This is a genomic window from Ruegeria sp. AB5, from assembly GCF_056542645.1.
This window is the reverse complement of the sequence record NZ_JBQGAE010000020.1, coordinates 25,835-49,395: the sequence shown is the minus strand read 5'-3', so window position 1 is coordinate 49,395 and position 23,561 is coordinate 25,835. Positions and strand designations below refer to the sequence as shown.

Genomic DNA, 23,561 nt, shown 5'->3' with positions numbered 1-23,561 from the left:
AACCCCACCTTTACCCGTCGTCCAGCGTCGGCCCGCCGGTATCCGTTACCAGACCCACATTCGAAAACCCGCCCGCGTTCAGCGCACCCATGACCTGCATCACCTGAGCGTAGGGGATCGCCCCATCTGCCCGCAGGAAGACGCGGTCACTGCTGCGTTCCGCCGCAATGGCGCGCAACCTGCCGACCAGCTCTTCGCGCAGAACATCCGTGGTCTGAATCTGAACCCGGCCATCCGCCGTCAGCGTGACCGTCAGCGGTTCTTCATTGTCACCCGGCAAGGCACTGGCCGCGGTCTTGGGCAGGTCCACCGGCACTCCAACCGTCAGCAACGGAGCCGCCACCATGAAGATGATCAGCAACACAAGCATCACGTCCACAAACGGCGTCACGTTGATCTCTGACATCGGCTGCGCCCGGCCGCGGCGACGCCCGCGTCTTCGTCCGTTCCCACCCGAGCCCTGCTGAACCGCCGCACCCATGGTCAGCTGTCCAACTGGCGCGACAGGATCGTCGCGAACTCGTCTGCAAAGGCCTCGTAGCCGCCAACGATCCGGTCGCTGTCAGCGCTGAGCTTGTTGTAGAAGATCACCGCAGGAATCGCAGCCAGCAGGCCCAAACCCGTGGCCAACAGAGCCTCGGCAATCCCTGGCGCTACAACGGCAAGATTGGTGTTCTGCTGCTCAGCGATCTCGATGAAGGCATTCATGATGCCCCAAACCGTGCCAAACAGGCCAATGAACGGCGCAGTCGAGCCAACGGTGGCCAGAATAGGAAGACCTTTCTGCAAGGTTTCCGCTTCTTTTGCGATGGCAACATCCATCGAACGATCGATCCGAGCCGTTGCCCCGGCAATCAACCCGCCATCCGTGCGATGCGACCTGCGCCACTCGATCATGCCAGCGGCAAAAATCTTTTCAGAACTGCCATCGGGCTGGGACCCGATCTGCTCAAACAGCTCGTCCAGAGGGTTTCCAGACCAGAAATGCTCGTCAAACACCTGCGCCTCGCGTCGTGCGGCTCGATAGTTGATGAGTTTCTGGATGATGATACCCCAGGACCAGATTGATGCCGCGATCAGCATCAGCATCACCAGTTTGACGATAAAAGTTGCGCGGGCATACAGCCCCCACATGGAGAAATCGATCTCCTGCGCCAGCGCCAGCGTTTCAGCTTCCATGAACCTGCTCTTTGTTTTGCCTGACGGCCGTTGGTTTGGCCTTGTTTTGCCAAACGCTAACGCAGTTGGGGCTGAAATGCCAACAGAACCACCCCCGGCATCGAAATTGTTACATCAATGCGCGAATCTCTGCCGGGAGGCGGATTGGCCTACCATCTTTGTTGATGCAGACGGCGGTGACCGAAGCTCGAAAGATCACGGTCTCGCCACGGCGCACAAGCTGCGCCATGGTCAGACGCACGCCCGAAATCTCGGTCACTTCAGTTTCGACAACAAGCTCGTCATCGAATCTTGCGGGCGACAGGTAATCTGCCTCGACCCGTCGCACCACCCAGACAATGCCTTGGTCCCGCATTGCATTCTGATCGTTGCCCAGATTCCGGACCCAATCCGAGCGCGCACGTTCAATGTAGCGAAGGTAATTCGCGTGATAGACAACACCGCCCATATCGGTGTCTTCGTAATAGACGCGTATGGGAAAGATGTGCGTCACTGGGCAGGCTCCAACCGCGCAAACAGGCGCAAGGCATGCGAGGGATCTTGTGCCGCGCCCGGCAACACCGGGTCATAGGCGGCGCGGATCAGACCGGCAATGTCAGGCCGCAGGATCGTCGTCTCACCTGCCACAGCCAACGGCGACTGTGCCCGGAATGCGGTATCCGACCATAGCAGGATGGTCTGCACCACCTGGCTGAGCGCAAGGGTTTCAGCGGGCACTTTGGACAATTCCTTATCCATACGCAGGAACACAAACGCCGCCCGAATTGCACCATCCTCTTCGAACCGGAAAATCCGGTATTGGTTGGCGTCCGCCTCCAACAGGCGCGCCACCAAAGGTCTAAGATCGGGGATCAGACGATCCAAATCCGGCACGTCCGGCAATTCCTGCCAATCTCGAAAAAAGAACACCATGCAATTGGCGCCAAGCTCCGGGTCGGTCTCGGCCATCTGGTGTCCGGCCAGTGTCACAACCGCTTCGAACGCGCCCTTAACCGTCGCAAGCGTCTCATCCTCGACGCCAAAAACAATGGGAACGATGGGCCGCCCCCAGCGTGCAAACAAGAACTCACCGTTTTCGCGCGTAAACAGCGCCTCGATGTCTTCTGGTGTCACGCGCAGCCTTTCATCATTTGGAAAACACTCTCGCCAAAGGCATAGGTTCAAAAGCGCGCGGCTTCAACCAAACAGATCGCTCTGGCCTTTGGGCGCGGCCATCCCCAAATGTGTCCACGCTTTCTGCGCCAGCATCCGACCGCGCGGCGTGCGTTGAATCAGACCCTGCTGGAGCAGATACGGCTCGATCACCTCTTCCAGTGAATCCCGGCTTTCAGAAAGCGCCGCCGACAGAGTTTCAATCCCCACCGGTCCACCCGCATAGTTCTCGGCAATCAAAGTCAGATACCGCCGGTCCGCGCCGTCAAGCCCCAGATTGTCGACACTCAACCGCGTCAAAGCACCATCAGCGAGGTCGCGCGTAATCCGCCCGTCGCCTTCAACGATGGCAAAATCCACTACACGCCGCAACAATCGCCCTGCAATCCTGGGCGTTCCACGCGACCGGCGTGCAATCTCGCGCGCGCCTTCATTGTCCGCCGGCGCCCCCAGTTTGCGGGCATTGCGGGTGACGATCTCGTGCAACTCATCGACCGTGTAGAACTGCAACCGCGTGGGGATGCCGAACCGGTCGCGCAAGGGGGTCGTCAGCAACCCCATCCGCGTTGTCGCCCCCACCAATGTGAACGGCTGCAACTCGATCCGAACCGTCCGGGCCGCCGGGCCTTCGCCGATGACCAGATCCAGTTCAAAATCCTCCATCGCTGGATACAGCACCTCTTCGACCGCAGGGTTCAGACGGTGGATTTCATCGATGAACAACACATCGCGCGCTTCCAGATTGGTCAGGATCGCCGCCAGATCGCCCGCCTTGGCCAGAACCGGACCAGAGGTCATGCGGAAATTCACCCCCAACTCGCGCGCCATGATCTGTGCCAGGGTGGTCTTGCCCAGCCCCGGGGGGCCATGGAACAGCGTATGATCCATCGCCTCGCCCCGGTGCTTGGCAGATTGGATAAAGATGCGCAGATTGGCGCGCGCCTCGGCCTGTCCGATGAACTCATCCAAACCCTGCGGACGCAGTGCCCGATCATTGTCCTCGGGCAGCGGGTCGGGGCGCAAAGTTTGGTCAGCATCTACCATTCAACTACCCTTTCGGTGCCAAAAGCTTCAGTGCCGCCCGGATCAACTCGGCCTCGCCCGCATCGGGCAGGGTTGCGGCTGCTTCGGCCACGGCAGAGGCCGCCTCGGACGGCCCGTAGCCCAAATTCGAGAGTGCCGACAACGCCCCCGCCGACACTGCCGCAGATCCCGATGCCGGTTTGACGGTACGTTTCGGGGCCGGGGCCGGTTCGGCCAATTCCACCACTTCCAGTTCGGGGCCGTCCGTCGCCTCGGTCACCGTGCCGCCCATGGCCATGACACCCGGTGCCTTGTCCTTCAGGTCCAGCACGATCCGCTGTGCCGTTTTCGGACCGACACCCTTGGCGGCCTTGACCGCCCCCCAATCGCCCAACGCAATAGCACGGCTTACGCCATCGGGCCCCAGCGCCGACAGAATAGACAGAGAAACCTTGGCCCCGACACCCTGAACAGAGCAGAGCAACCGGTGCCATTCCTTTTCGATCAGGGACAGAAACCCATAGAGCTGCATAAGGTCTTCGCGCACCACCATGTCGGTGTAGATCGAGACCGCCTCGCCTGCCCCCGGCAAGGCCGCCATTGTCCGGTCCGAACAATAGACGAGGTAACCAACACCGCGCACGTCGATCAGGACATGATCCGCCGCGCGGTAGTCGATACGCCCCGTCAGCTTGCCGATCATGCCCGCACCTCTTTCAATCGTGATTGCTGCGTCTTGCCGTAATACGCGTGACAAATCGCAATCGCCAGCGCATCTGCCGCGTCCGCGCCTTTTGGCAGACATCCCGGCAATTGCAGTTTGACCATATGCAGGACCTGTTCTTTTTCGGCATGGCCGACGCCCACGACCGTTTTTTTCACCCGGTTGGGCGCATATTCCCCAACCGGCAAACCTGCCTGCGCCAAGGTCAGCAAAGCAACCCCGCGCGCCTGACCCAGTTTCAGCGTACCGGCCCCGTCTTTGTTCACGAAAGTCTGCTCGATGGCTGCCTGATCCGGCTGATGATCGGCAATGACCTCGACAATCTGATTGTGCAGAGAGAGCAAGCGTTCACCCAGATCGTCGCCGTCTGATTTGCACAACCCATTGGCAACATGGCTCAGGCGACTGCCGTTTGATTCGATGACGCCCCATCCCAGGGTTCTCAGCCCCGGATCAATGCCCAGAATTCTCATGTTTCGCCTTGGCCTGCTCGGGTTGTGTGGTGTTTTTTCAACGCCTAGCACGAAGCGTGAACATTTTCCAAGCGAATTGACCCCGGGCCCAAAAACGACATCACTGTTCTGCCCGCGACCCCAAAGCAAATTTGCGACCCGGAACAGTCTGAAATCGACACAAAAATGAAGGCGAATTCACCAATTATTTAAGGGGATTACAGCTGTGTGAAGCATTGCAGAAATTGCATAACACACATGCAAAAAATGATCTTGCACACCCGAAATCGCGACACTAGATGCCGCTCAGATCGCAAGATCAAACGTGAACACAAACCAGAAGGAAACAGGATATGGCTGCACTGGATACCACCCGCATTGCCACCACTGGCTCGTTCGGCCTCGTTGGCCGTATCGGCGCATTTTTCGCATCGGTCGTGAACGCCGCTGTCGAATGGAACGACGCCCGCGTCACTCGTAACGCGCTGACCGGTCTGACGGACCGCGAACTGGAAGACATCGGCCTGTGCCGGGGTGACATCGACGTCATCGCCGAGGGCCGTCGTTAATACCGACTACCACTCACACGCCCCTTCCTCCTCTCTTTGGGGCAAACAGAAACACCGCGTCCTGAGAAGGCCGCGGTGTTTTTCGTTTCAGCCAGTGCTTAGTAGAGAAGTTTGTTGAGCTGAACCGAGAGAAGCTGTGACAGCGGGTCGATCTGCATCACCCACGCGCCGGCCTGTTCGACCTGCGTCCCTTTGTTGAGGTCGTCCACGCGGGACTGGTATCCTGTTGGACCCAGACTGGACAAAAGGAAGGCCTTAAAGGCGAAAAACCCGACCAAGCTCAACAGCAGGACTTTGGCAGGAACCGCCGAGCGTACCCGTTGCGGCCTCATGACCACCAGACCATCCTTGCGCATTGTCGCGCGGTAGCCGCGGCTGAGTTTCGCGTGTTTCTTGTTCAGGCGATGAACGCGCTGATCAAATTCCAGTTGCTTTCCAGACATGGCAGCCTCCAAAAACCGCCCCCCATCAATTTGATTAAAAACGGTACGTAGAGATTGCGCCAAAATCGTGGCAAAAATCCAAAAAACTCCTGTAAATGGTCTAATTTAAGCCCTGTTTGCTTAAGATTAGCGTCGTCCATTCACCAATCTCACCCCTTTGATGCAGATTGAACCCGTATTCGGAATAAACGGAAACCACGTCATCTGCTTGCTCGTTTAGGAGTCCCGACACGATTGCATAGCCTCCGGGACGGAGATTCGCGGCAATTTCCGGGGACAGGGCTACCAGTGGGCCTTTGAGTATATTGGCAAAAATCAGATCGTAGGGCGCATGCGCGCTCAGGTCGGGGTGGTCGAACCCTGCGGCTTCGACACAGCGAACCCGACCGAACATGCCATTGGCTTTCAGATTTGCCTCGGCAACATCCACGGCAACCTGATCGATATCGCTGGCGATGATCTCCCCATCCCAAACACGGGCCGCCGCCATCGCAAGAACCGCCGTTCCGCAGCCGATATCTGCGACCTTGGAGGCAGAGAGACCTTCGTCCAACAACTGATCCAGTGCTTTAAGGCAACCCAGAGTGGTGCCATGATGACCGGTGCCAAAGGCCATCGCGGCCTCAATCAACAAGGGGATACGCCCTTCCGGCACTTTGTCGGCATCATGGCTGCCATAGACGAAGAAACGACCTGCCTCAACAGGGGCAAGCTCGCGGCGGACATGGGCGACCCAATCCGTTTCAGGCAGTTCCGAGACAACAAAAGGCTTGGCATCGAAGGCTGCAGAAAGCACCGCCAAAGCAGTCTCGTCCGGTGCTTCGGTGAAATAGCCCCCGACCTCCCAAAGACCAGAGCCGTCCTCGACTTCGAATACGCCAACACCTGTGGGTTCCGGTTCCAGTCGCTCCATCGCCTCACCCAGACCTTCGGCGGCTTTCTTGCCGGTCAGAGTGGTCAACGCGGTGAATGTGGGCATGGCGGTCTCCTGTCTCAGTTGAGACTGCGCCTATGGCGTGGGCCCCGCAAGGTCAAGCTCCAGCGCCTACTCGGCGGGGGCCGGAGCGTATTTGGTCAGCGTCGTCTCATTGCCCGGCTCGGGGTGGCGCGGTATCAGCAGCGACAGCAGCAGTGACACGATGGCCATTCCGGCTGCAAGACCAAAGACCGCGCCGGGTGAGATAACCCACAAAAGGCCCAACAGCGCAGGCAGGAAAACCGCAGCGATATGGTTGATGGTGAAGGCTACTGCAGCCGTTGGCGCGATATCCGCCGGATCCGCGATCTTTTGGAAGTACGTTTTCAAAGCTAGTGCCAGAGCAAACAATACATGGTCGATCACATACAGGATCGCGGCAAGCAGCACACCCCAGCTGAACCAGTAAATCCCGCCATAGGCTGCAAAGACGATTGCCAAACCCGCGTATTCGAAGATCAGCGTCCGGCGCTCTCCGAACTTTGCCACGGCTTTCCCCAGCATGGGGGCAACGGCCATGTTGATCATCAGGTTGATCAGATAGAGGCTGGTAAGCTCATGTACTTTGAAGCCGAACTTTTCGACCATCATAAAGCCCGCAAAGACGACAAAGATTTGACGTCGCGCACCGGCCATGAATTGCAGTGCATAATACAGCCAGTAGCGTTTGCGCAAAATCAGCTTCTTGGTTTGCGGTGTCGGCGCTTCGAATTGTGGGTACGCAATCAGGCACACCAACGCCAGCACCGCCGTGACACCCCCGGTGATCATGAACACCATGTTGTAGGTCAGATCAAACCGATCCCAGGTCAGCACGATCAGCCCATAAACGACGGCCGTCGCCGCAGACCCCATGGCGACGAGCCAACCCAGTATCTGCGGGGCGCGGTCCTTGGGCAGCCATTGCAGCTGTAGTGATTGGTTGACCGTTTCGTAATAGTGAAATCCGATCGAACTGAACAGCGTCACGAACAACAGCCCGCCGAGGCTGGGAAACCATGCCGTTATCGCCGTGGCAACGCCGAGCATCATCAGCGAAATCATCGCCAGCACCTGCTCGCGGATGAAGATAATCACAGCAATCACGCCGACGGCCAGAAAGCCCGGAATCTCTCGCACCGTGTGCAGCAGACCAATATCCGCCCCGTCGAAATTCGCCACTTCGATGACAAAGTTGTTCAACAATGCGCTCCACCCGTTGAACGCAATGGGCATCATCAACGCCATCATGAACAGCAACGTCATGGGACGTCGCCAGAACGGCAGGCTTTTCGCCTCGGAAAGCGGCACGAGTTTCAGCATAAGTCACCCTCTACGCCCATTTCCCAGGTTTGGCGAGGGGGAAGCTGTCGCCGCACATCAGGTCTGCGCAGATGCAGAGGTCAGTAGAAGTTTTGCGGGTCGATGTCGACGGTCAACCGGATATCCCGTTTCAAACGCAGCGGCGCAATCCAACGGGCGATGGCATCCTGAATCGGCGCGCCTTTGGGGGCTTTGACCAACAGCCGCACCCGATGCCGCCCCCGGATACGCGCAATCGGCGCAGGCGCGGGGCCAAAGACCTGCGCATCGATATCCCGCAGAGGCGCATCGTTGCGGGCCATCGCGTTGCCGATGTCGAACACCGGTCCGACCTCTGGCCCGGACAAAACGATCCCGGCCATGCGCCCGTATGGCGGCACACCTGCGGCCTGTCGCCCAGCGGCCTCGGCTTTCCAGAACCCTTCTTCATCACCCGACAGGATGGCGCGAATGACGGGATGTTCGGGCTGAAAGGTCTGCAACAGCGCCTGTCCGGGCTTATCCGCACGCCCGGCGCGGCCAGCCACCTGACGCATCAGCTGGAACGTGCGCTCGGCCGCACGTAGGTCCGCCCCGTGCAGGCTGAGATCGGCGTCGATGACACCCACCAAGGTCAATTTCGGAAAATTATGCCCCTTGGCCACAAGCTGCGTGCCGATGACGATATCAGCATCACCCGCAGCAATCTCTTCGATCTTCGCCTTCAAGGCGCGCGCCGATCCGAACAGATCAGAGGACAGCATTGCAATATTCGCCTCGGGGAAAGTCGCCTCGGCCTCTTCCGCCAGTCGTTCAATGCCTGGGCCAACCGGGGCCAGCTTGCCTTCGACCTGGCAAGAGGGGCAGACCTCGGGCATAGGTTTGGTCTCACCACATTGGTGGCACATCAGACGCTTGAGGAACCGGTGTTCCACCATGCGCGCATCGCAATGATCGCAAGCAATCTGTTCGCCACAGGCGCGGCACAGGGTCACCGGCGCATATCCACGGCGGTTGATGAACAGCAACGATTGCTCGCCCCGCTCAATCCGCTGCCGCACCGCCTGCCGCAAAGACGGGGAAATCCACGTCCCCGGCTGCATCTGCTCGGCCCGCATGTCGATGGGCTTCATCTCGGGCAGCACCGCGTCGCCAAAGCGTGAGGTCAGATCAAGACGCTCGTATTTGCCCGCCTCGGCATTGGCCCAGCTTTCCAGTGACGGCGTCGCGCTGGCCAGGATCACCCGCGCGCCACAGATGGCCGACCGCAGCACCGCCATGTCACGAGCGCTGTAATGCACCCCGTCTTCCTGTTTGTAGGACGTGTCGTGTTCCTCATCGACCACGACCAAGCCCAGATTGCGAAACGGCAGGAACAGTGCGGATCGCGCGCCCACCACCAGCTGCGCATCACCCTGCCCCACCATGCGCCAGACCCGGCGGCGTTCGGTCATCGTCGCGCCCGAATGCCATTCGGCCGGGCGCGCACCAAACCGAGCCTCGACCCGGGTCAGGAATTCGGCGGTCAGAGCAATCTCGGGCAGCAGAACCAGCGCCTGCCGACCCTGCCGCAAGGCCTCGGCGACGGCCTCAAGGTACACCTCGGTCTTGCCCGACCCGGTGACGCCTTTCAGCAATGTGGTGCCATAGTCGCCCGTCCGCAAACCAGATTGCAGAACCTCAACGGCGGCAGCCTGATCCTGGGTCAACGCCTTGCCGGGCAAATCCGGATCAAGATGCGGATAGGGCAGATCGCGCGGGCTGTCCTCTTCCCGCACCGCGCCCAGTTTCACCAATCCCTTGACGACCGAAGAGGTCACGCCCGCCTGTTCGGCCAGTTCCTTCAACGTAAAGGCCAAACCGCCATACTCTCGCAGTACCTCCAGCACACGGGTCCGCGAGTCTGTCATTCGATCGGGATCTTTGTCGCCAAGCCGATAGATCTTGCGCATAGACGGCGGATCGCCCAGCCCCGGCGCGCGCGTGGCCAGCCGCAGCATCGCCGGCATCGGCGTCAGCGTGTAATCGGCCACGCGACCCAGAAACAGGCGCATCTCCTCGCGCATCGGTGCAACCTCAAGCACCCGGATCACCGAACGGGCCTTGGCCAGATCAAAACCACCCTGCCCCGGCCCCCAGACCACGCCCAACACTTTGCGCGGGCCCAGCGGCACCTCGACATAGGCGCCCAGAAAGCACCCGCCCTCGGGCGCTTTGTAATCCAACGTCCGGTCCAGCGGCTGCGTTGTTAGCACCGCAACCAGCTCTCCTTGGTCGAAAAATCCGTTAGCGCTCACGGCATATCCTTCGCAGGGGGTTCCAGCATGGGTCTCTTTGAGGTAAAGCCATCCGCGACCAAGGCCAACCCATCAAAGGACTGCCCGCATGAAATTCTTCGTAGACACAGCCGAGATCGACGCAATCGCCGAACTGAACGATCTGGGCATGGTGGACGGTGTCACCACCAACCCTTCGCTGATCCTGAAATCGGGCCGCGACATTCTGGAAGTGACCAAGGAAATCTGTGATCTGGTCGACGGGCCGGTCTCGGCCGAGGTCGTGGCAACCGAAGCCGACGACATGATCGCCGAAGGCCGCAAGCTGGCCAAGATCGCGCCCAATATCGCGGTGAAAGTGCCGCTGACATGGGCAGGCCTGAAAACCTGCAAGACGCTCAGCGACGAAGGCCAGATGGTCAATGTCACCCTCTGCTTCTCAACCAATCAGGCGCTTCTGGCCGCCAAAGCGGGCGCGACCTTCATTTCACCCTTCATCGGGCGTCTGGATGACATCAACCTCGATGGCATGGACCTGATCGCCGATATCCGTCAGGTCTATGACAATTACGGGTATGAGACCGAGATTCTCGCCGCCTCGATCCGCACGGTGAACCACGTGACCGACAGCGCCCGCATCGGTGCCGACGTGATCACCGCACCGCCAGCCGTGATCAAAAAGCTGGCCGACCACCCGCTGACCGACAAAGGCCTCGAAACATTCCTGGCCGACTGGGCCAAAACCGGCCAGAAAATCCTCTGATCCTATGCGCGACCGCGCGGCGCCCTCAGGCGCCGCGCCCGGCCCAACTGCGCGGGGCTGATCCATGATCAGCTCCAAACAGGCGGGAGCGTTCCGGACACAGCGCAGCACGAAATCCACCTTTGCGTGCATTTTTTCCAAGGCAACTCCGTTTGGTCGTGTTATAAGCCGCCAAAACAAAAAACGACCGGACGGGACATGAGCAGCAACCCTAAACTCGAGGATAACCTCCGCGCCGCTATTCTGGCCAAGCCAGATGCTTTGCTGGACGACAAAGACCTGATGCAGGCATTGGTCACCGCCAATGAACAGGCGCGCGGCGACAATGTGATCGACCTGCGTGGCATCGCCATGCAACGGCTTGAGGCCCGGCTGGACCGGCTGGAAGATACGCACCGCTCGGTTATCGCCGCTGCCTACGAGAACCTGGCCGGGACCAATCAGGTTCATCGCGCGATCCTGCGGCTGCTTGAACCGGTAGAGTTCGAAGATTTCCTGCGCGTGTTGGGTAAGGACGTGGCCGATATCCTGCGGGTGCAACGCATCACGCTGGTGCTGGAAACCATTGCTTTCAAAGACGACACGGGCATCGACACACTGGGCGGTGTGCTGACCGTGACCGAGCCCGGCTTTATCGACCAGTACCTCACCTATGATCGCAGCGGCCCTGCCCGAGAGGTTACACTGCGCGAAATCCATCAACCCAACCCGCGTGTGTTCGGCAATCTGGCCGCGCAGCTGCGCTCCGAAGCTTGCCTCAAGCTCGACCTTGGTCCGGGTCGCCTGCCCGGGATGATTGTGATGGGGGCCACCGATCCCAGACATTTCACACCGCAACTGGGCACCGATCTTCTGGCGTTCTTTGCCGGTGTGTTCGAACGCTCGATGCGCCACTGGTTATCGTGAGCCTGATCTCACCAGCCTGCCGCGACGCGCTTCAGCACTGGCTGGACAGCCTCGGCGCACTGGCGGGACGATCCGAGAACACCCAGACAGCCTACCGGGGAGATGTGACAGACTTCCTGTCCTTCATGACGCTCCATCATGGGGATCGTCAGGGCCTTGCGGCGTTGGACCGTATCACGATTTCCGACATGCGGGCCTGGATGGCGGATCAACGCGCGGGGGGCGTCGGCGCGCGGTCGCTGGCGCGCAAGCTGTCTGCCGTCAAAAGCTTCTACCGTTGGCTGGCTGAGCGTGAAGGGTTTGAGCCTACCGCCGTTCTGTCGACCCGTGCGCCGAAATTTACCAAGAAACTGCCTCGTCCACTGGCCGAAGACGCGGCCCGTGCGATGATCGATACCGTCGAACTGCAATCGAGCAACGATTGGGTCTCGGCGCGCGATGTGGCCGTTGTCACGTTGCTTTATGGCTGCGGGCTGCGCATATCCGAGGCACTTTCGCTGACGGGCGCGGACGCTCCTTTGCCGCCAACGCTCCGCATCACGGGCAAGGGCGACAAAGAGCGGATCGTCCCTGTCCTGCCTGCCGCGCGTGAGGCTGTCGATCGCTATGTGCAGCTCTGCCCGCATCCGAAATCTGACAATCAGGCACTGTTTCGCGGTATCCGCGGTGGGTCTTTGAATCCAAGGGCCATTCAGGGCGTCATGGCCAAGGCCCGCATGCAGTTGGGCCTGCCGGCAACGGCGACACCACATGCCATGCGGCACAGTTTCGCCACCCACCTGCTTTCGGCCGGTGGGGACCTGCGGGCTATTCAGGAACTGCTGGGCCATGCCTCGTTGTCCACAACGCAGGCCTATACAGCCGTTGACACAGCACGTCTGATGGAAGTCTACAACCGCACGCATCCCAAGGCCTGAGGGGACAAAACCGGGACAATCCCGACGTCCTTTCAGGATAAGGAGCTTTTTGCTTTGCATCTGCGGCACGCATCGTACATGACACGGGCATGACACTCAGATTCAAAGCGCTTGCCGTTCATCTTTTCACTGCAACCGGAGCTGTTTTTGCCATGCTCGCCATGCTGGCAGCGGTCGAGGAAAAGTGGAGCCTGATGTATCTGTGGCTGGTGGTTTCGTTCATTGTCGATGGCATAGACGGCCCCTTGGCCCGGCACTACCACGTCAAAAAGAATGCACCTGAATTTGACGGCGTATTGCTTGATCTGATCATCGACTACCTGACCTATGTGTTCATCCCCGCCTATGCGCTGTTCAAGTCAGGCCTGATGGATGGTTGGACCGGCTGGTTTGCGATCATCGTCATCACCTTCACCAGCGCGATGTATTTTGCCGACACCCGGATGAAAACCAAAGACAACTCGTTTTCCGGTTTTCCCGGATGCTGGAACATGGTGGTCATTGTCATCTTTGCGCTCGAGCCGAACTTCTGGGTCAGCCTCATCCTCGTGACCCTGCTGGCGGTTGCGATGTTCCTGCCATTGAAGTTTGTCCACCCCGTGCGGACCGAACGCTGGCGCAGTTTGACCTTGCCCATGGCGCTGGCCTGGACATTCTTTGCGGGTTGGGCGGCCTGGGTCGATTTTCACCCGGAAAGCTGGGCGCATTGGGGATTGGTGATCACCAGCCTGTATCTGGTTTTTGCAGGTATTGCGCAACAGATGATTCCGCAGCGCAAAGATGCGGGTTATAGAACGTCCTGAACCTCGAACTCGGTTCCGTTATGGGTAAAGACATCGCCTGCCTGCAATCCGACCATGGCCAGGTAAATCGGGCTTTGGGTTGAGATTCCCATATAAGTTTTGCCGTCCACCTCGAACCGGGTTGTCGAAACGCAGACCACAAATCGGCGATTGTTAAACTTGATGACCGCGCCCGGCTGCACTGTGTCCGTAAGCCCGAAATTCGTATTCTCAATGACATCGATTTTGGCATGATGCGCGTGAACCGGAGCGTCGAAAGCGGCAGCAAGATCTGCATTCTCGCGCGAGGCCGCGATATCGTCCTTGTCGTGCCCTTCACGGTCATCCAGTTGCGCGTCCTTCAGAAAAGCGTCGTAATGCGCCTGTGCGGTGGCCAGTTCCTGGGCCTCCAGCGACATCAGGCGATCTATGATGGCCTTCTTGTAAGCGGCGCGTTCTGCTTGGTCGGTCATTCAATACGATCCTTCAAACTCTCCATCTGATACAAGGTGAGGCTCGGACCCTTGAAATGCAATAGGTTTTCAGCATTCAGATCAACAGGCCCGCCGCCCGTTCATGTCGCAACAGGGCGACCTTGGTCTCGATCCCGCCATCGCCCGAGAAACCGCCCAACCCGTTGGCGGCCAAAACGCGATGGCAGGGAATGATGACGGGGATCGGGTTCGCGCCGCAGGCCTGACCAACCGATTGCGGCGGTTGCCCCAGGTCTTTGGCGATATCGCCGTAAGTGCGGGTTTCACCCAGTGGTATCGCATACATCAGATCGCAGACCTGCCGCTGAAACTCGGACCCGGACACGCGATAGGGCAGATCAAACTGTTGCAGCCGTCCCTGATCATAGGCCGTCAACTGTGCGGCGGCCTCAGCCAGCAAGGGCGTTTGTGGCTCGTCGTCCCGGCCGTTCCAAACAAGGCGTATAATGGCCCCGTCCGTCTCTTCGACGCCAAGGCGACCAAACTGGGTTTCAACAGCTATCATCGGCATGGGCGCAGGGTTTCAGATCACCGAGCCCAGCGCAAGCGATGAAAAAACCCCCGGCGAGCCGCCGGGGGCTCGGATCGCTAGTTGAGCGCTTCGTTGCAGCGCCCACAGACACCCGGGTGAGAATGAAGCCCCACATCGGGCAGAATTTTCCAGCACCGCTGGCATTTCTCGCCCTGGGCTTTTTCGAACACAACAGCAACGCCATCGATTTCCGGTACACGAAATGCCTCGGCCGGAGCCGGATCGCCGGTGACCGTCAGGCCTGACGTGATGCACATGTCATCCACGTCAAATGTCGCCAGCAGATCGCGGGTTTCGCTATCCTCGACATGAACGATGGGTGCGGCCTCCAAGCTGGACCCGATCATCTTGTCCTGACGCTGAATTTCCAACGCAGCGGTAACGGCGCGACGGACACGGCGGACCTTGGCCATGCTGGTTTCCAGCTGTTCATTGTGCCAGTCAGCAGGCGTATCCGGGAAGTCGACCAGATGAACCGAGCTGTCATCCCCCGGGAACCGCTCCAGCCAGACCTCTTCCATGGTGAACACCAGCACCGGTGCCAGCCATGTGGTCAGACGTTGGAACAGGATATCCAGCACGGTACGCGCAGCGCGGCGGCGCAGGTTATCGCCGTCACAATACAGCGCATCCTTGCGGACGTCGAAGTAGAAGGACGACAGATCAACGGTCGCAAAGGTGAACACGGCACTGAAAACCCCTTGGAAGTCGAAGGTCGCATAGCCTTGGCGCACTTGGCTATCCAGATCGGCCAGACGGCTGAGCACCCACCGTTCCAGACGCGGCATGTCATCGGGCGCGACGCGGTCGGCCTCGGTGAATTCCGCCAGTGAACCCAGCATGAACCGCATGGTGTTGCGCAGCCGGCGATAGCTGTCGGCGGTGCCTTTCAGGATTTCCGGCCCGATCCGCTGGTCGGTCGTGTAGTCAGTTTGGGCCACCCAAAGACGCAGGATATCCGCACCGTACTGTTTGATCACTTCCTCGGGCACGATGGTGTTGCCGATGGACTTCGACATTTTCATGCCCTTTTCGTCCAGCGTCATGCCGTGAGTGATGACATTGCGATACGGTGCCCGCCCCTTGGTGCCACAGGCCTGCAACATCGACGAATGGAACCACCCGCGGTGCTGGTCAGTGCCCTCCATGTAGACATCGGCGATACCGTCTTCGGTGCCGTCCTCTCGGTCGCGCAGAACAAAGGCATGGGTAGAGCCTGAATCGAACCAGACGTCCAAAACATCAAAGACCTGATCCCAGTCATCCGGGTTGTAGTCATTGCCCAGGAACCGCTCTTTGGCCCCTTCCACATACCAGCAATCGGCCCCGTCCTGTTCGAACGCCTCTCTGACCCGAGCATTTACCGCCGAATCCCGCAGCAGGAAGTCCGGATCGGTCGGCAGAGCACCCTTTCTGGTGAAACAGGTCAGCGGTACACCCCAGGCACGCTGGCGCGACAGAACCCAGTCCGGGCGCGCCTCGATCATGGAATACAGGCGGTTGCGGCCCGTCTGCGGCGTCCACTTCACCAGTTCGTCGATCGAGCGCAGGGCGCGTTCGCGGATGGTGTCGCCCATCTCACCCATGCCATCGTCCAGCTTGCGGTCAACGGATGCAAACCACTGCGGCGTGTTGCGGTAGATGATCGGCGCTTTCGAGCGCCACGAATGTGGGTAGCTGTGCTTGATCTTGCCGCGCGCCAGCAGCCCGCCAACCTCGACCAGCTTGTCGATGACCGCTTTGTTCGCGTCACCCTCGCCGCCCTTGCGGGACAGGATGTATTTGCCGCCAAAGAACGGCAGATCAGCGCGGAACGAGCCGTCGTCCATTACGTTATAGGTGATGACCTGCTCCAGCATACCCAGATCGCGAAAGAGTTCGAATTCCTCCATCCCGTGGGACGGCGCACAGTGGACAAAGCCGGTGCCTTCGGTATCGGTGACAAACTCGGCGGCGCGGAAGTCGCGGATGTCGTCCCATTCGCCGTTGCCGCCCTCGGCCCCAGCCAGCGGGTGGGTCAGTTGCACGCCTGCCAGCTCATCGCTGGTCACGTCACGGACGCGAGTCCACTGGTCGTCGTTCAGACGGGCTCGGCCCAGCACATCTGCGGCCAGATTGTCGGCCAGCAGGAACTTGTCGCCCGCCGCAGCCCAGCATTCCTCGGGCGCGCCGGTGACCTCATAGAGACCGTAAGAGATGCCTTTGCCGTACACGACCGCTTTGTTCGACGGCATGGTCCACGGGGTCGTGGTCCAGATCACAACAAATGCGTCATCCAAATCACCGGCATTCACGACCTTGAACTTCACCCAGATGGTGAAGCTTTCCTTGTCGTGATACTCGACCTCGGCCTCGGCCAGCGCGGTTTTCTCGATGGGCGACCACATAACAGGTTTCGAGCCCTGATACAGCGTGCCGTTCATCAGGAACTTCATGAACTCATCGGCGATCACCGCTTCGGCGTGATAGTCCATGGTGATGTAGGGATCAGGCCAGTTGCCGGTGATGCCCAGACGCTTGAACTCTTCGCGCTGGATGTCGATCCAGCCCTCGGCGAACTTGCGGCATTCCTGACGGAAATCGACGATGTTCACCTCGTCCTTGTTCTTGCCTTTCTTGCGGTACTGCTCCTCGATCTTCCACTCGATTGGCAGGCCGTGGCAGTCCCAGCCGGGCACATAGCGCGCGTCGAAGCCCATCATCTGATGTGACCGTACGATCATGTCCTTGATGGTCTTGTTCAGCGCGTGACCGATATGCAAGTGGCCGTTCGCGTAGGGTGGGCCATCGTGCAGGGTGAAAGGCTTACGGCCTTCTTTCTCGCGCAGGCGGTCGTAGACGCCGATCTTTTCCCACCGCTCCAGCCATGCGGGTTCGCGCTTGGGCAATCCGGCGCGCATGGGAAAATCGGTCTTGGGCAGGTTCAGCGTGTCTTTGTAGTCAGGTGTCTGGATCGTGTCGGCGCACATTGGGGGCGTCCTTTGGATGATCTGGTCGTCTTGTGGATCGAAGCGGTCGGTGCGAAATCTCAAACACCTTTGCCCGGCGTCTCAGGAGATCAGAGCGCCGGGGATATAATTCGAATAATGATGGCCAGACGGGCATACATGGCGGCGCTTATAGGACGCCGATGCCTGATGGTCCAGAGGTTCCGGGCCTTGCGGCAATTGGCACCGGTTTGGCCCGGCGATTGAATCGAGTTTTACGACTTAAACCGCCGAGAGCGCGGGGCGGGAACCCATCGGCAACAGACTGAACACCAGTGCGTGCCCAAGCGGAATGTCGATCTCCGACCGCAGCACTGCACCAGCCTACGGATGAAACAACGAACCGACCAGATAGGCAATCGCGGCGGCCACACCTCCGATGGCCAGGGTTTCAAGTCCCGACCGCCACCACGAGGCCAGGGACCACCGGCTTTTGACTGCTCCGATGAAAAAGAAGACACCCATTGTCATCCAGGCCGAGATCACGAAGGCATTGGTCAAGGACAACAAAAACGGCAGCAATGGAACCAGACCTGCGACAAGGAACGCGAGAAACGTCGCAAGAGCCGCTTTCATCGGATGCGGATCGACGCTGCCCAACCCGTACTCGCCTTCGATCATAAGATTGATCCAGCTTTCATGGTTCGAAGTGATGGCAGCGGTCGCGTCATCCAGCACCGCACCAGACAAGCCTTTCTGGGTCAGAATTTCACGGACCTCATCGCGTTCCCCCTGCGGGTAAAGGGCGATGTGACGCTCTTCAATCGCCCTGATCCGTTTGATGTTGTCCAGTTCGGCCTTGGTGCCCGAATAGTTACCCGCCGCCATTGAAAACCCATCGGCCAGAACATTTGCAAGCCCAAGGGCCACGATCACGAAGGACGACAGGCCCGCCCCCGCGACACCGGCCACAATCGCAAATGTCGTAACCGAGCCGTCGATGCCACCATAAACCATGTCGCGCAATACGCCACGTCCAGGTGGGGCGTTGATCCGTTCTGCGATCTCTTGCTGGCTGTGACCGTGGTCTGTCATGACTGGCTCTCCATCACATTCAGTGTGACGAATAGCTTGCAGCGATGCCTTGCGTCAGATCAACCCTTCGAGAACAGCCCTTTCAAAGCCCGTTTGATCACAGCCCGCGTCGACGGTTTGTGACGCTCCGAGAACGGTAAAGGTCGGCACACCTCCATCGCGGCGACGCCAACACGGGCGCTGAGGGCACCGTTGACCAGCCCTTCACCGAACCTGCGGGACAGCTTGCTCAGAACCGATCCGCCCAGAACCGGCTCCAACAGGTCATCGCCCACCGCAACTGCTCCGGTGGCGACCAGATGAACAAACACCGCGCGGGTGAGACGCCAACTGCCAAGAAACCCGGCCCGACCGCCGTAGATCTCTGCGATACGCCGGATCATGCGCAGCGACGCCGCTAGCGCCGTCGCCACATCCGCCAAAGCCAGTGGCACCAATGCGGTCACCGTCGCCACTTGGCGCGCTGCGGCTTCAACTTCTCGGCTGGCGGCGACGTCGAGAGGGGCCAGCAGTTCATCTTCGGCCAACGCAAGCAGGCCAGAGGCATCGAATTGCTCGGGCATCCGCTCGGATAGCCGGTCTCGACCCCAGCGGGTCTCATCCCGACCTTTGTAGAATGCGATCAGACGCGTTGTGACAGCGCGGGCCTTGGCCAGATCAGCTTCGGCCAAAGCCTCATCCGCCGAACGGCGCATTCCGTCGACCCGGGACAGCCGTCCAATTGCGGCCAGTTCGCGGATCGCGATGATCAGTGCGACCAGAACCAGCGCCCCGATCAACCCGGTGACGATCCACCCCAGAAGGGGTGCGCGCGCCAACAGCGATGTCGCGAAATCCCACGCCGCGACCGAGATCGTAGCGCCGACAACTGCGAGCGCCAGACCCCAGAACCACCGCGACAGAGCAGACGGTTTTCGGGCGGCAAAACGCGCCGCGCTCTGCATCGCCTGACCTTGAGGGTACGCAAGGTCAGGCACTGGCGGCGCTTGTGCAACGTCAACAACAGGTTCATCTGTTTCCAGATCGATCAGGACCGGGCCCTTCGCCATTCCTTACCCTTTCACTCTGCCAAACAGATTTGAGGATCGACAGGTCGTCATAAATGTCTGTGCTTTCGCTGAACTTGGAAGACGCGCAAAATTCATAGCCTGTCTCCGATCAGGAACTGCGCCGCCCGATCCAAGCGGATATGCGGTGGACCGTCGCCGGGGCGCAATGTCAGTTGCGCTGGAGCAAAAGCCATGAAGCCATAGTCGTTTGCCAGCCACGTCTCCTCCCCGTTGCGGGCCGGGCCGAGCAGATGGGCCGGGTCATCGGGCAAGTCACCGGGGTAGAACGCCGCCTGTTTTCCGCTGTCCAGCAAGGTGCCGCGCACGCACGGCAGCTCAACCCCGTTATGGTTGCGCATCTCTTCGGTCGTGGCCCGCAGTGAGGCCAGCGACAGGGCCGCCGTTTCAGCCCCCGCAAAACTTGCCCGGTCTCGTGCGTCGCGGATCAACGCCTCCATGATCGCAGTCAGGCGGGGGTGCTGCGTGTGGTGCAGGTGGTCAGCTTTGGTTGCTGCAAACAGGATGCGCTCGACCCGCTTTCCCAGCAAGAGTTGGCTGAGCCACGCGTTGCGGCCCGGGCGAAAGGCCGACAGGATGTCGCCCATCGCGCGTCGCATATCCTCGACCGCTTGTGGGCCTTTGTGGATCGCGCCCAGCGCATCGACCAGAACCACCTGTCGATCAATGCGTGAGAAATGATCGCGGAAGAACGGTTTCACCACCTGAGATTTGTATGCCTCGTATCGCCGCTCCATCTCGCGGTGTAAGGTGCGGCGGCGCGCGGGCTCGGACACCGGCAAAGGCGCAAAGGTCAGAACCGGAGACCCGGCCAGATCACCCGGCAAAAGGAACCGCCCCGGCGTACAATCGTAAAACCCAGCGTCCCGCGCGTTGTTCAGATAGGTGGTGAATGCAGCGGTCAGTGCTTGCGCGGTGGGTTCGTCATGTACGGCTGTCAGATCGGTTGCGCGGGTCTGCGTCAGAAACTCTGCCGCTTCGGGTCGGGTTTCTAGGCGTGCAAGCGTCTCTTGCGACCAATCCTCGTAAGATTTGTCCAGCAAGCCGAGGTCCAACAACCACTCGCCCGGATAGTCCACGATATCCAGATGCACTTTGCGCGGCCCCTGCAGCCCGGCCAGCAAACCGGCGGGGCGGGCCTTGAAGGACAAGCGCAACTCGGACACCGCGCGAGTGCTGTCGGGCCAGTGCGGCTGAGGGCCGGTCAGGTCAGTCAGGTGCGATTCATAGTCGAACCGGGGCACGGTGTCATCGGGTTGCGGCTGCAGATAGGCGGCGTTGATCCGTCCCTCTTGCTGCGCGACAAGGCCATGCATGCGGCCTCGGTCCAGCAGGTTGGCCACCAGCGATGTAATGAACACAGTCTTTCCAGAACGGGCCAGACCGGTGACGCCCAAACGGATAACCGGCTCGAAAAACGTCTCGGACACGCTGTCGCCGATGGTTTCGACGCTGCGCGCAAGACTGTCTGCCAGGGATGAGATGACCAAACTGTCGCCCCGCACTTATCGTTTTGCCCAAGATAGGTAGCCGCCGCCGGACATGCCAGCGCTTTCGCCCCCTTGCCCGCCTGCGCGCCGCGCGCTACCAGCGGCTCATGCCCAGATATGCATTACAAGTCGAATACCAAGGGGAACCGTTCGCCGGGTGGCAACGGCAGAAACAGCTGCCGTCAGTGCAAGGTGCCATAGAACAGGCCCTGTCCTGCATCCAACCGGGCGCGCACACCATCGCTGCCGCCGGGCGCACCGATGCGGGTGTTCATGCGCTGGGGCAAGTCGCGCATTGCGATCTTGCGAAGGAATGGGACCCCTTCCGCTTGTCCGAGGCGTTGAACTATCACCTCAAACCGCAGCCGGTTGCGATTGTTCAGGCCGCGCGGGTGGCGGATGACTGGCACGCCCGGTTCACGGCTGTTGAACGCCAGTACCTCTTTCGCATCCTGATGCGCCGCGCGCCCGCAACACATGACAAAGGACAAGTGTGGCAGATCAATCATCAACTGGATGTCGATGCCATGCAGGCCGGGGCAAATATGCTGATCGGGCGGCATGACTTTACCACCTTCCGATCCTCGATCTGTCAGGCGGCCAGCCCGATCAAAACGCTGGATGAACTGCGGATCGAACAGGTTCAGGGTTTTTCCGGCCCCGAGGTTCACTTTCACGTCCGCGCCCGGTCTTTCCTGCACAATCAGGTCCGCAGTTTTGTCGGCACGCTGGAACGTGTTGGCGCGGGGTCATGGCTGCCTGAAGATGTGCGCGGGGCCTTGCAAGCGGCAGACCGCGCAGCATGCGGGCCGGTTTGTCCTCCGCAAGGGCTGTATCTGGCGCGGGTCGGGTATCCCGAGCCGGTCTTCGGCTAACCTAGATCGCCCGCAGCAGCAAACCGCCCGCAATCACCGCGATGATCAGACCTGCTGCCAATTCGATGGTCGGGGCCAGCACCGATGCAAATCGCGTGGCCGAGGCAGAAGCCAACAAACCACCACGCAGGCCAAAAGACGTCCAACCCACCAGTGTCGTGACCAAGGCCGTGCCCAGGGCCATCGCGAACGCTCCGGCAATACCGACCATGGCAATCCCCATCTGCCAGGTCAGGATCAGCACAAAAACGGCGCCGGTACACGGGCGGACTGCGATGCCTGCAATCAGGACAATGGCCTCGCGCAGACCGCCGACATTGGCAACCTCTTCTGCGCTGGGGCCGTGACGATGACCGCAATCCGAGCAGGCCTGACCGTCGGGATGATGGTGGTGGTCTTGGCGGTGGGCCTCGTGATGGTGGGTGTGTTCTCGGACAGCATCGCGGCGTGATCGCCGGGCGAAACTGCGCACGCCCCGATACACCAACCACAAGCCAATTGCCGCAATAGCAGCATAGCTGATCGGGGCCATGACCTGTTCAGTCGTTCCGACAAGAGTGTTCCGGGACACCTGAAAGATCAGAACCCCCGCATAGACCAGAACAATCGCTGTGACGGCCTGCCCAAGGCTTGACAGCACACTGATCGCCGACAACCGCCAGAACGCGACACGGCGTCCAAGGCCGTATCCTCCGATCAGAACCTTGCCGTGACCGGGGCCGACGGCATGGAAAAACCCATATGCAAAACAGACGGTCAGCAAGGTCGCCACGGCCTGCGGCTGTTCTGCCCGCGTCGCGCGCAACGCTCGGGCGATCTGGTTCTGAAACTCCCGCTGCTCGCCGGCGGCCCAGGCTGCGAGACTGTCAAAGCCACCGCTTCCCCAGAACCACAGCAGCAGGCCGCAGGCGACTGCAACAGGAACAATCAGGTATTTGGACATGAAACGAGAATCTCGGTCGCAAAATTTTCCCCGACCAGCGGGATATCATTCTCTTCCAGATCGTAGCTCGCATCCAGTGTCAGCAAAAACGCCCGCATCTGTGCCAACTGGCCATCAATATCCGGGTCGATGCGTTCCACCAAACACGAGGATGGCCCGGACACGGTTACAGGACGGGCGACTTCATAGGCCGTATAGTACGTTTCATCAAACGGCTTTGCGGACAAGGCTTCGGCGGGCACTGAACCGCCTTCAACTGCGCGCAAATGGGTGGTGACAATGCGGCCATGCTCAGTAGTGGCCAGAGGCTCCAGTGGTCCTGACAAGGCAACAGGAGCGCCACCTGCCGTCACGACCAAATCGCCGTTGTATCCGTCCATCCACTGTGCATCAAAACCGGTAAGAAACTGCTTTTCGCTCTCGGTCAGTTCCCCGTCGCCGTCCTGATCCAGTTTCATATCTTCCAGCTGCAGCAGCGAAAACAGCTCATCATAGGCCCATGTGACACGGACATGAGTCAAATGCCCGGCCTCGTCCACAATGAATTCCAACCCGGTGTCGATGAAGACATGCGGGTGGGCCAGAGCCGGAATCGGCAGGCAACAGGTCAGAAATGGGAACAACCAACGCATGGGCGAAAAGATAGGTGTCCGGACAGGCATCGGCAATGCGTTTCCCTCACCAGATTGCAAATA

25 protein-coding genes are annotated in these 23,561 nt (G+C 59.9%); 6 read left to right on the top strand and 19 right to left on the bottom strand.

The genetic code is table 11. From position 1 onward, the window contains the following. Positions 1–10: 10 nt before the first annotated feature. The 7 genes from tolR to ruvC all read right to left on the bottom strand — a co-directional run bounded on the left by tolR (position 11) and on the right by ruvC (position 4,551). Positions 11–481, bottom strand: a complete 471-nt coding sequence (tolR, locus tag ACR0L4_RS21550; protein WP_170754363.1) for a protein TolR — start codon at positions 479–481, stop codon at positions 11–13. Positions 482–483: 2 nt separating this feature from the next. Then, entirely contained in the window at positions 484–1,179 is a 696-nt protein-coding gene (tolQ, locus tag ACR0L4_RS21545; RefSeq protein ID WP_170531046.1) for a protein TolQ, read from the bottom strand. A gap of 109 nt (positions 1,180–1,288) precedes the next feature. Next, a complete protein-coding gene (gene ybgC, locus ACR0L4_RS21540; protein ID WP_480515031.1) occupies positions 1,289–1,672 on the bottom strand; it encodes a tol-pal system-associated acyl-CoA thioesterase in 384 nt (127 codons plus the stop codon). Continuing rightward, complete coding sequence (locus ACR0L4_RS21535; protein WP_170754369.1) at positions 1,669–2,292, bottom strand: hypothetical protein; 624 nt, start codon at positions 2,290–2,292, stop codon at positions 1,669–1,671. The genes ybgC and ACR0L4_RS21535 overlap by 4 nt, the downstream gene beginning before the upstream one ends. Positions 2,293–2,355: 63 nt before the next feature. Beyond that, positions 2,356–3,375, bottom strand: a complete 1,020-nt coding sequence (ruvB, locus tag ACR0L4_RS21530; RefSeq protein WP_480515028.1) for a Holliday junction branch migration DNA helicase RuvB — start codon at positions 3,373–3,375, stop codon at positions 2,356–2,358. A 4-nt stretch (positions 3,376–3,379) separates the two neighbouring features. Then, the gene (gene ruvA / locus ACR0L4_RS21525; protein WP_480515026.1) at positions 3,380–4,057 is read right to left on the bottom strand and encodes a Holliday junction branch migration protein RuvA; all 678 of its coding nucleotides are present in this window, start codon (positions 4,055–4,057) and stop codon (positions 3,380–3,382) included. After that, positions 4,054–4,551 (bottom strand): crossover junction endodeoxyribonuclease RuvC, encoded by a 498-nt coding sequence (gene ruvC / locus ACR0L4_RS21520; RefSeq protein ID WP_170754375.1) that lies wholly within the window; start codon positions 4,549–4,551, stop codon positions 4,054–4,056. Before ruvC ends, ruvA begins: the two co-directional genes overlap by 4 nt. Positions 4,552–4,883: 332 nt before the next feature. On the opposite strand from ruvC, the gene ACR0L4_RS21515 reads away from it, so the two are divergent. After that, entirely contained in the window at positions 4,884–5,099 is a 216-nt protein-coding gene (locus tag ACR0L4_RS21515; protein WP_170754377.1) for a DUF1127 domain-containing protein, read from the top strand. 98 nt (positions 5,100–5,197) lie between these two features. Here ACR0L4_RS21515 and ACR0L4_RS21510 read toward each other — a convergent pair whose 3' ends face one another. The 4 genes from ACR0L4_RS21510 to ACR0L4_RS21495 all read right to left on the bottom strand — a co-directional run bounded on the left by ACR0L4_RS21510 (position 5,198) and on the right by ACR0L4_RS21495 (position 10,096). Beyond that, positions 5,198–5,542, bottom strand: a complete 345-nt coding sequence (locus ACR0L4_RS21510; protein ID WP_170754379.1) for a hypothetical protein — start codon at positions 5,540–5,542, stop codon at positions 5,198–5,200. Between the two features lie 100 nt (positions 5,543–5,642). After that, positions 5,643–6,521 carry a 50S ribosomal protein L11 methyltransferase gene (locus tag ACR0L4_RS21505; RefSeq protein ID WP_480515023.1) on the bottom strand — a complete coding sequence of 293 codons (879 nt, stop codon included), beginning with the start codon at positions 6,519–6,521 and terminating at the stop codon, positions 5,643–5,645. Positions 6,522–6,587: 66 nt separating this feature from the next. Continuing rightward, on the bottom strand, positions 6,588–7,820 hold the full coding sequence (locus tag ACR0L4_RS21500; RefSeq protein ID WP_480515021.1) for an MFS transporter: 1,233 nt from the start codon (positions 7,818–7,820) through the stop codon (positions 6,588–6,590). 80 nt (positions 7,821–7,900) lie between these two features. Then, the gene (locus ACR0L4_RS21495; protein ID WP_480515019.1) at positions 7,901–10,096 is read right to left on the bottom strand and encodes a primosomal protein N'; all 2,196 of its coding nucleotides are present in this window, start codon (positions 10,094–10,096) and stop codon (positions 7,901–7,903) included. An 88-nt stretch (positions 10,097–10,184) separates the two neighbouring features. On the opposite strand from ACR0L4_RS21495, the gene fsa reads away from it, so the two are divergent. The 4 genes from fsa to ACR0L4_RS21475 all read left to right on the top strand — a co-directional run bounded on the left by fsa (position 10,185) and on the right by ACR0L4_RS21475 (position 13,464). Next, positions 10,185–10,838, top strand: a complete 654-nt coding sequence (gene fsa, locus ACR0L4_RS21490; RefSeq protein ID WP_170754387.1) for a fructose-6-phosphate aldolase — start codon at positions 10,185–10,187, stop codon at positions 10,836–10,838. A 198-nt stretch (positions 10,839–11,036) separates the two neighbouring features. Further along, positions 11,037–11,744 carry a DUF484 family protein gene (locus ACR0L4_RS21485; protein WP_170754389.1) on the top strand — a complete coding sequence of 236 codons (708 nt, stop codon included), beginning with the start codon at positions 11,037–11,039 and terminating at the stop codon, positions 11,742–11,744. Next, a complete protein-coding gene (locus ACR0L4_RS21480; RefSeq protein ID WP_480515017.1) occupies positions 11,741–12,661 on the top strand; it encodes a tyrosine recombinase XerC in 921 nt (306 codons plus the stop codon). The genes ACR0L4_RS21485 and ACR0L4_RS21480 overlap by 4 nt, the downstream gene beginning before the upstream one ends. 89 nt (positions 12,662–12,750) lie before the next feature. Beyond that, complete coding sequence (locus tag ACR0L4_RS21475; RefSeq protein ID WP_480515015.1) at positions 12,751–13,464, top strand: CDP-alcohol phosphatidyltransferase family protein; 714 nt, start codon at positions 12,751–12,753, stop codon at positions 13,462–13,464. Here ACR0L4_RS21475 and ACR0L4_RS21470 read toward each other — a convergent pair. From ACR0L4_RS21470 to ACR0L4_RS21445, 6 genes are all read right to left on the bottom strand, one after another. Beyond that, the gene (locus ACR0L4_RS21470) at positions 13,449–13,916 is read right to left on the bottom strand and encodes a hypothetical protein (RefSeq protein WP_170754395.1); all 468 of its coding nucleotides are present in this window, start codon (positions 13,914–13,916) and stop codon (positions 13,449–13,451) included. The two genes, ACR0L4_RS21475 and ACR0L4_RS21470, sit on opposite strands and share 16 nt — an antisense overlap. 76 nt (positions 13,917–13,992) lie before the next feature. Next, the gene (locus ACR0L4_RS21465) at positions 13,993–14,448 is read right to left on the bottom strand and encodes a methylated-DNA--[protein]-cysteine S-methyltransferase (RefSeq protein WP_480515012.1); all 456 of its coding nucleotides are present in this window, start codon (positions 14,446–14,448) and stop codon (positions 13,993–13,995) included. 77 nt (positions 14,449–14,525) lie between these two features. Continuing rightward, complete coding sequence (ileS, locus tag ACR0L4_RS21460) at positions 14,526–17,438, bottom strand: isoleucine--tRNA ligase (protein WP_480515010.1); 2,913 nt, start codon at positions 17,436–17,438, stop codon at positions 14,526–14,528. 342 nt (positions 17,439–17,780) lie between these two features. Continuing rightward, positions 17,781–18,491: a VIT1/CCC1 transporter family protein gene (locus ACR0L4_RS21455; protein ID WP_480515008.1), complete on the bottom strand. Its 711-nt coding sequence runs from the start codon at positions 18,489–18,491 to the stop codon at positions 17,781–17,783. A gap of 59 nt (positions 18,492–18,550) precedes the next feature. After that, a complete protein-coding gene (locus ACR0L4_RS21450; RefSeq protein ID WP_480515006.1) occupies positions 18,551–19,540 on the bottom strand; it encodes a YcjF family protein in 990 nt (329 codons plus the stop codon). A 92-nt stretch (positions 19,541–19,632) separates the two neighbouring features. Beyond that, complete coding sequence (locus tag ACR0L4_RS21445) at positions 19,633–21,048, bottom strand: YcjX family GTP-binding protein (RefSeq protein WP_480515004.1); 1,416 nt, start codon at positions 21,046–21,048, stop codon at positions 19,633–19,635. A gap of 107 nt (positions 21,049–21,155) precedes the next feature. Between ACR0L4_RS21445 and truA the strand changes: the two genes are divergently transcribed. After that, a complete protein-coding gene (truA, locus tag ACR0L4_RS21440) occupies positions 21,156–21,923 on the top strand; it encodes a tRNA pseudouridine(38-40) synthase TruA (protein WP_170754408.1) in 768 nt (255 codons plus the stop codon). A 1-nt stretch (position 21,924) separates the two neighbouring features. Here the strand turns inward: truA and ACR0L4_RS21435 are convergent, their stop codons facing one another. Both ACR0L4_RS21435 and ACR0L4_RS21430 read right to left on the bottom strand, forming a co-directional pair. Next, complete coding sequence (locus ACR0L4_RS21435; RefSeq protein ID WP_480515001.1) at positions 21,925–22,866, bottom strand: nickel/cobalt transporter; 942 nt, start codon at positions 22,864–22,866, stop codon at positions 21,925–21,927. Next, a complete protein-coding gene (locus tag ACR0L4_RS21430; protein ID WP_480514999.1) occupies positions 22,851–23,528 on the bottom strand; it encodes a DUF1007 family protein in 678 nt (225 codons plus the stop codon). Before ACR0L4_RS21430 ends, ACR0L4_RS21435 begins: the two co-directional genes overlap by 16 nt. Positions 23,529–23,561 lie beyond the last annotated feature (33 nt).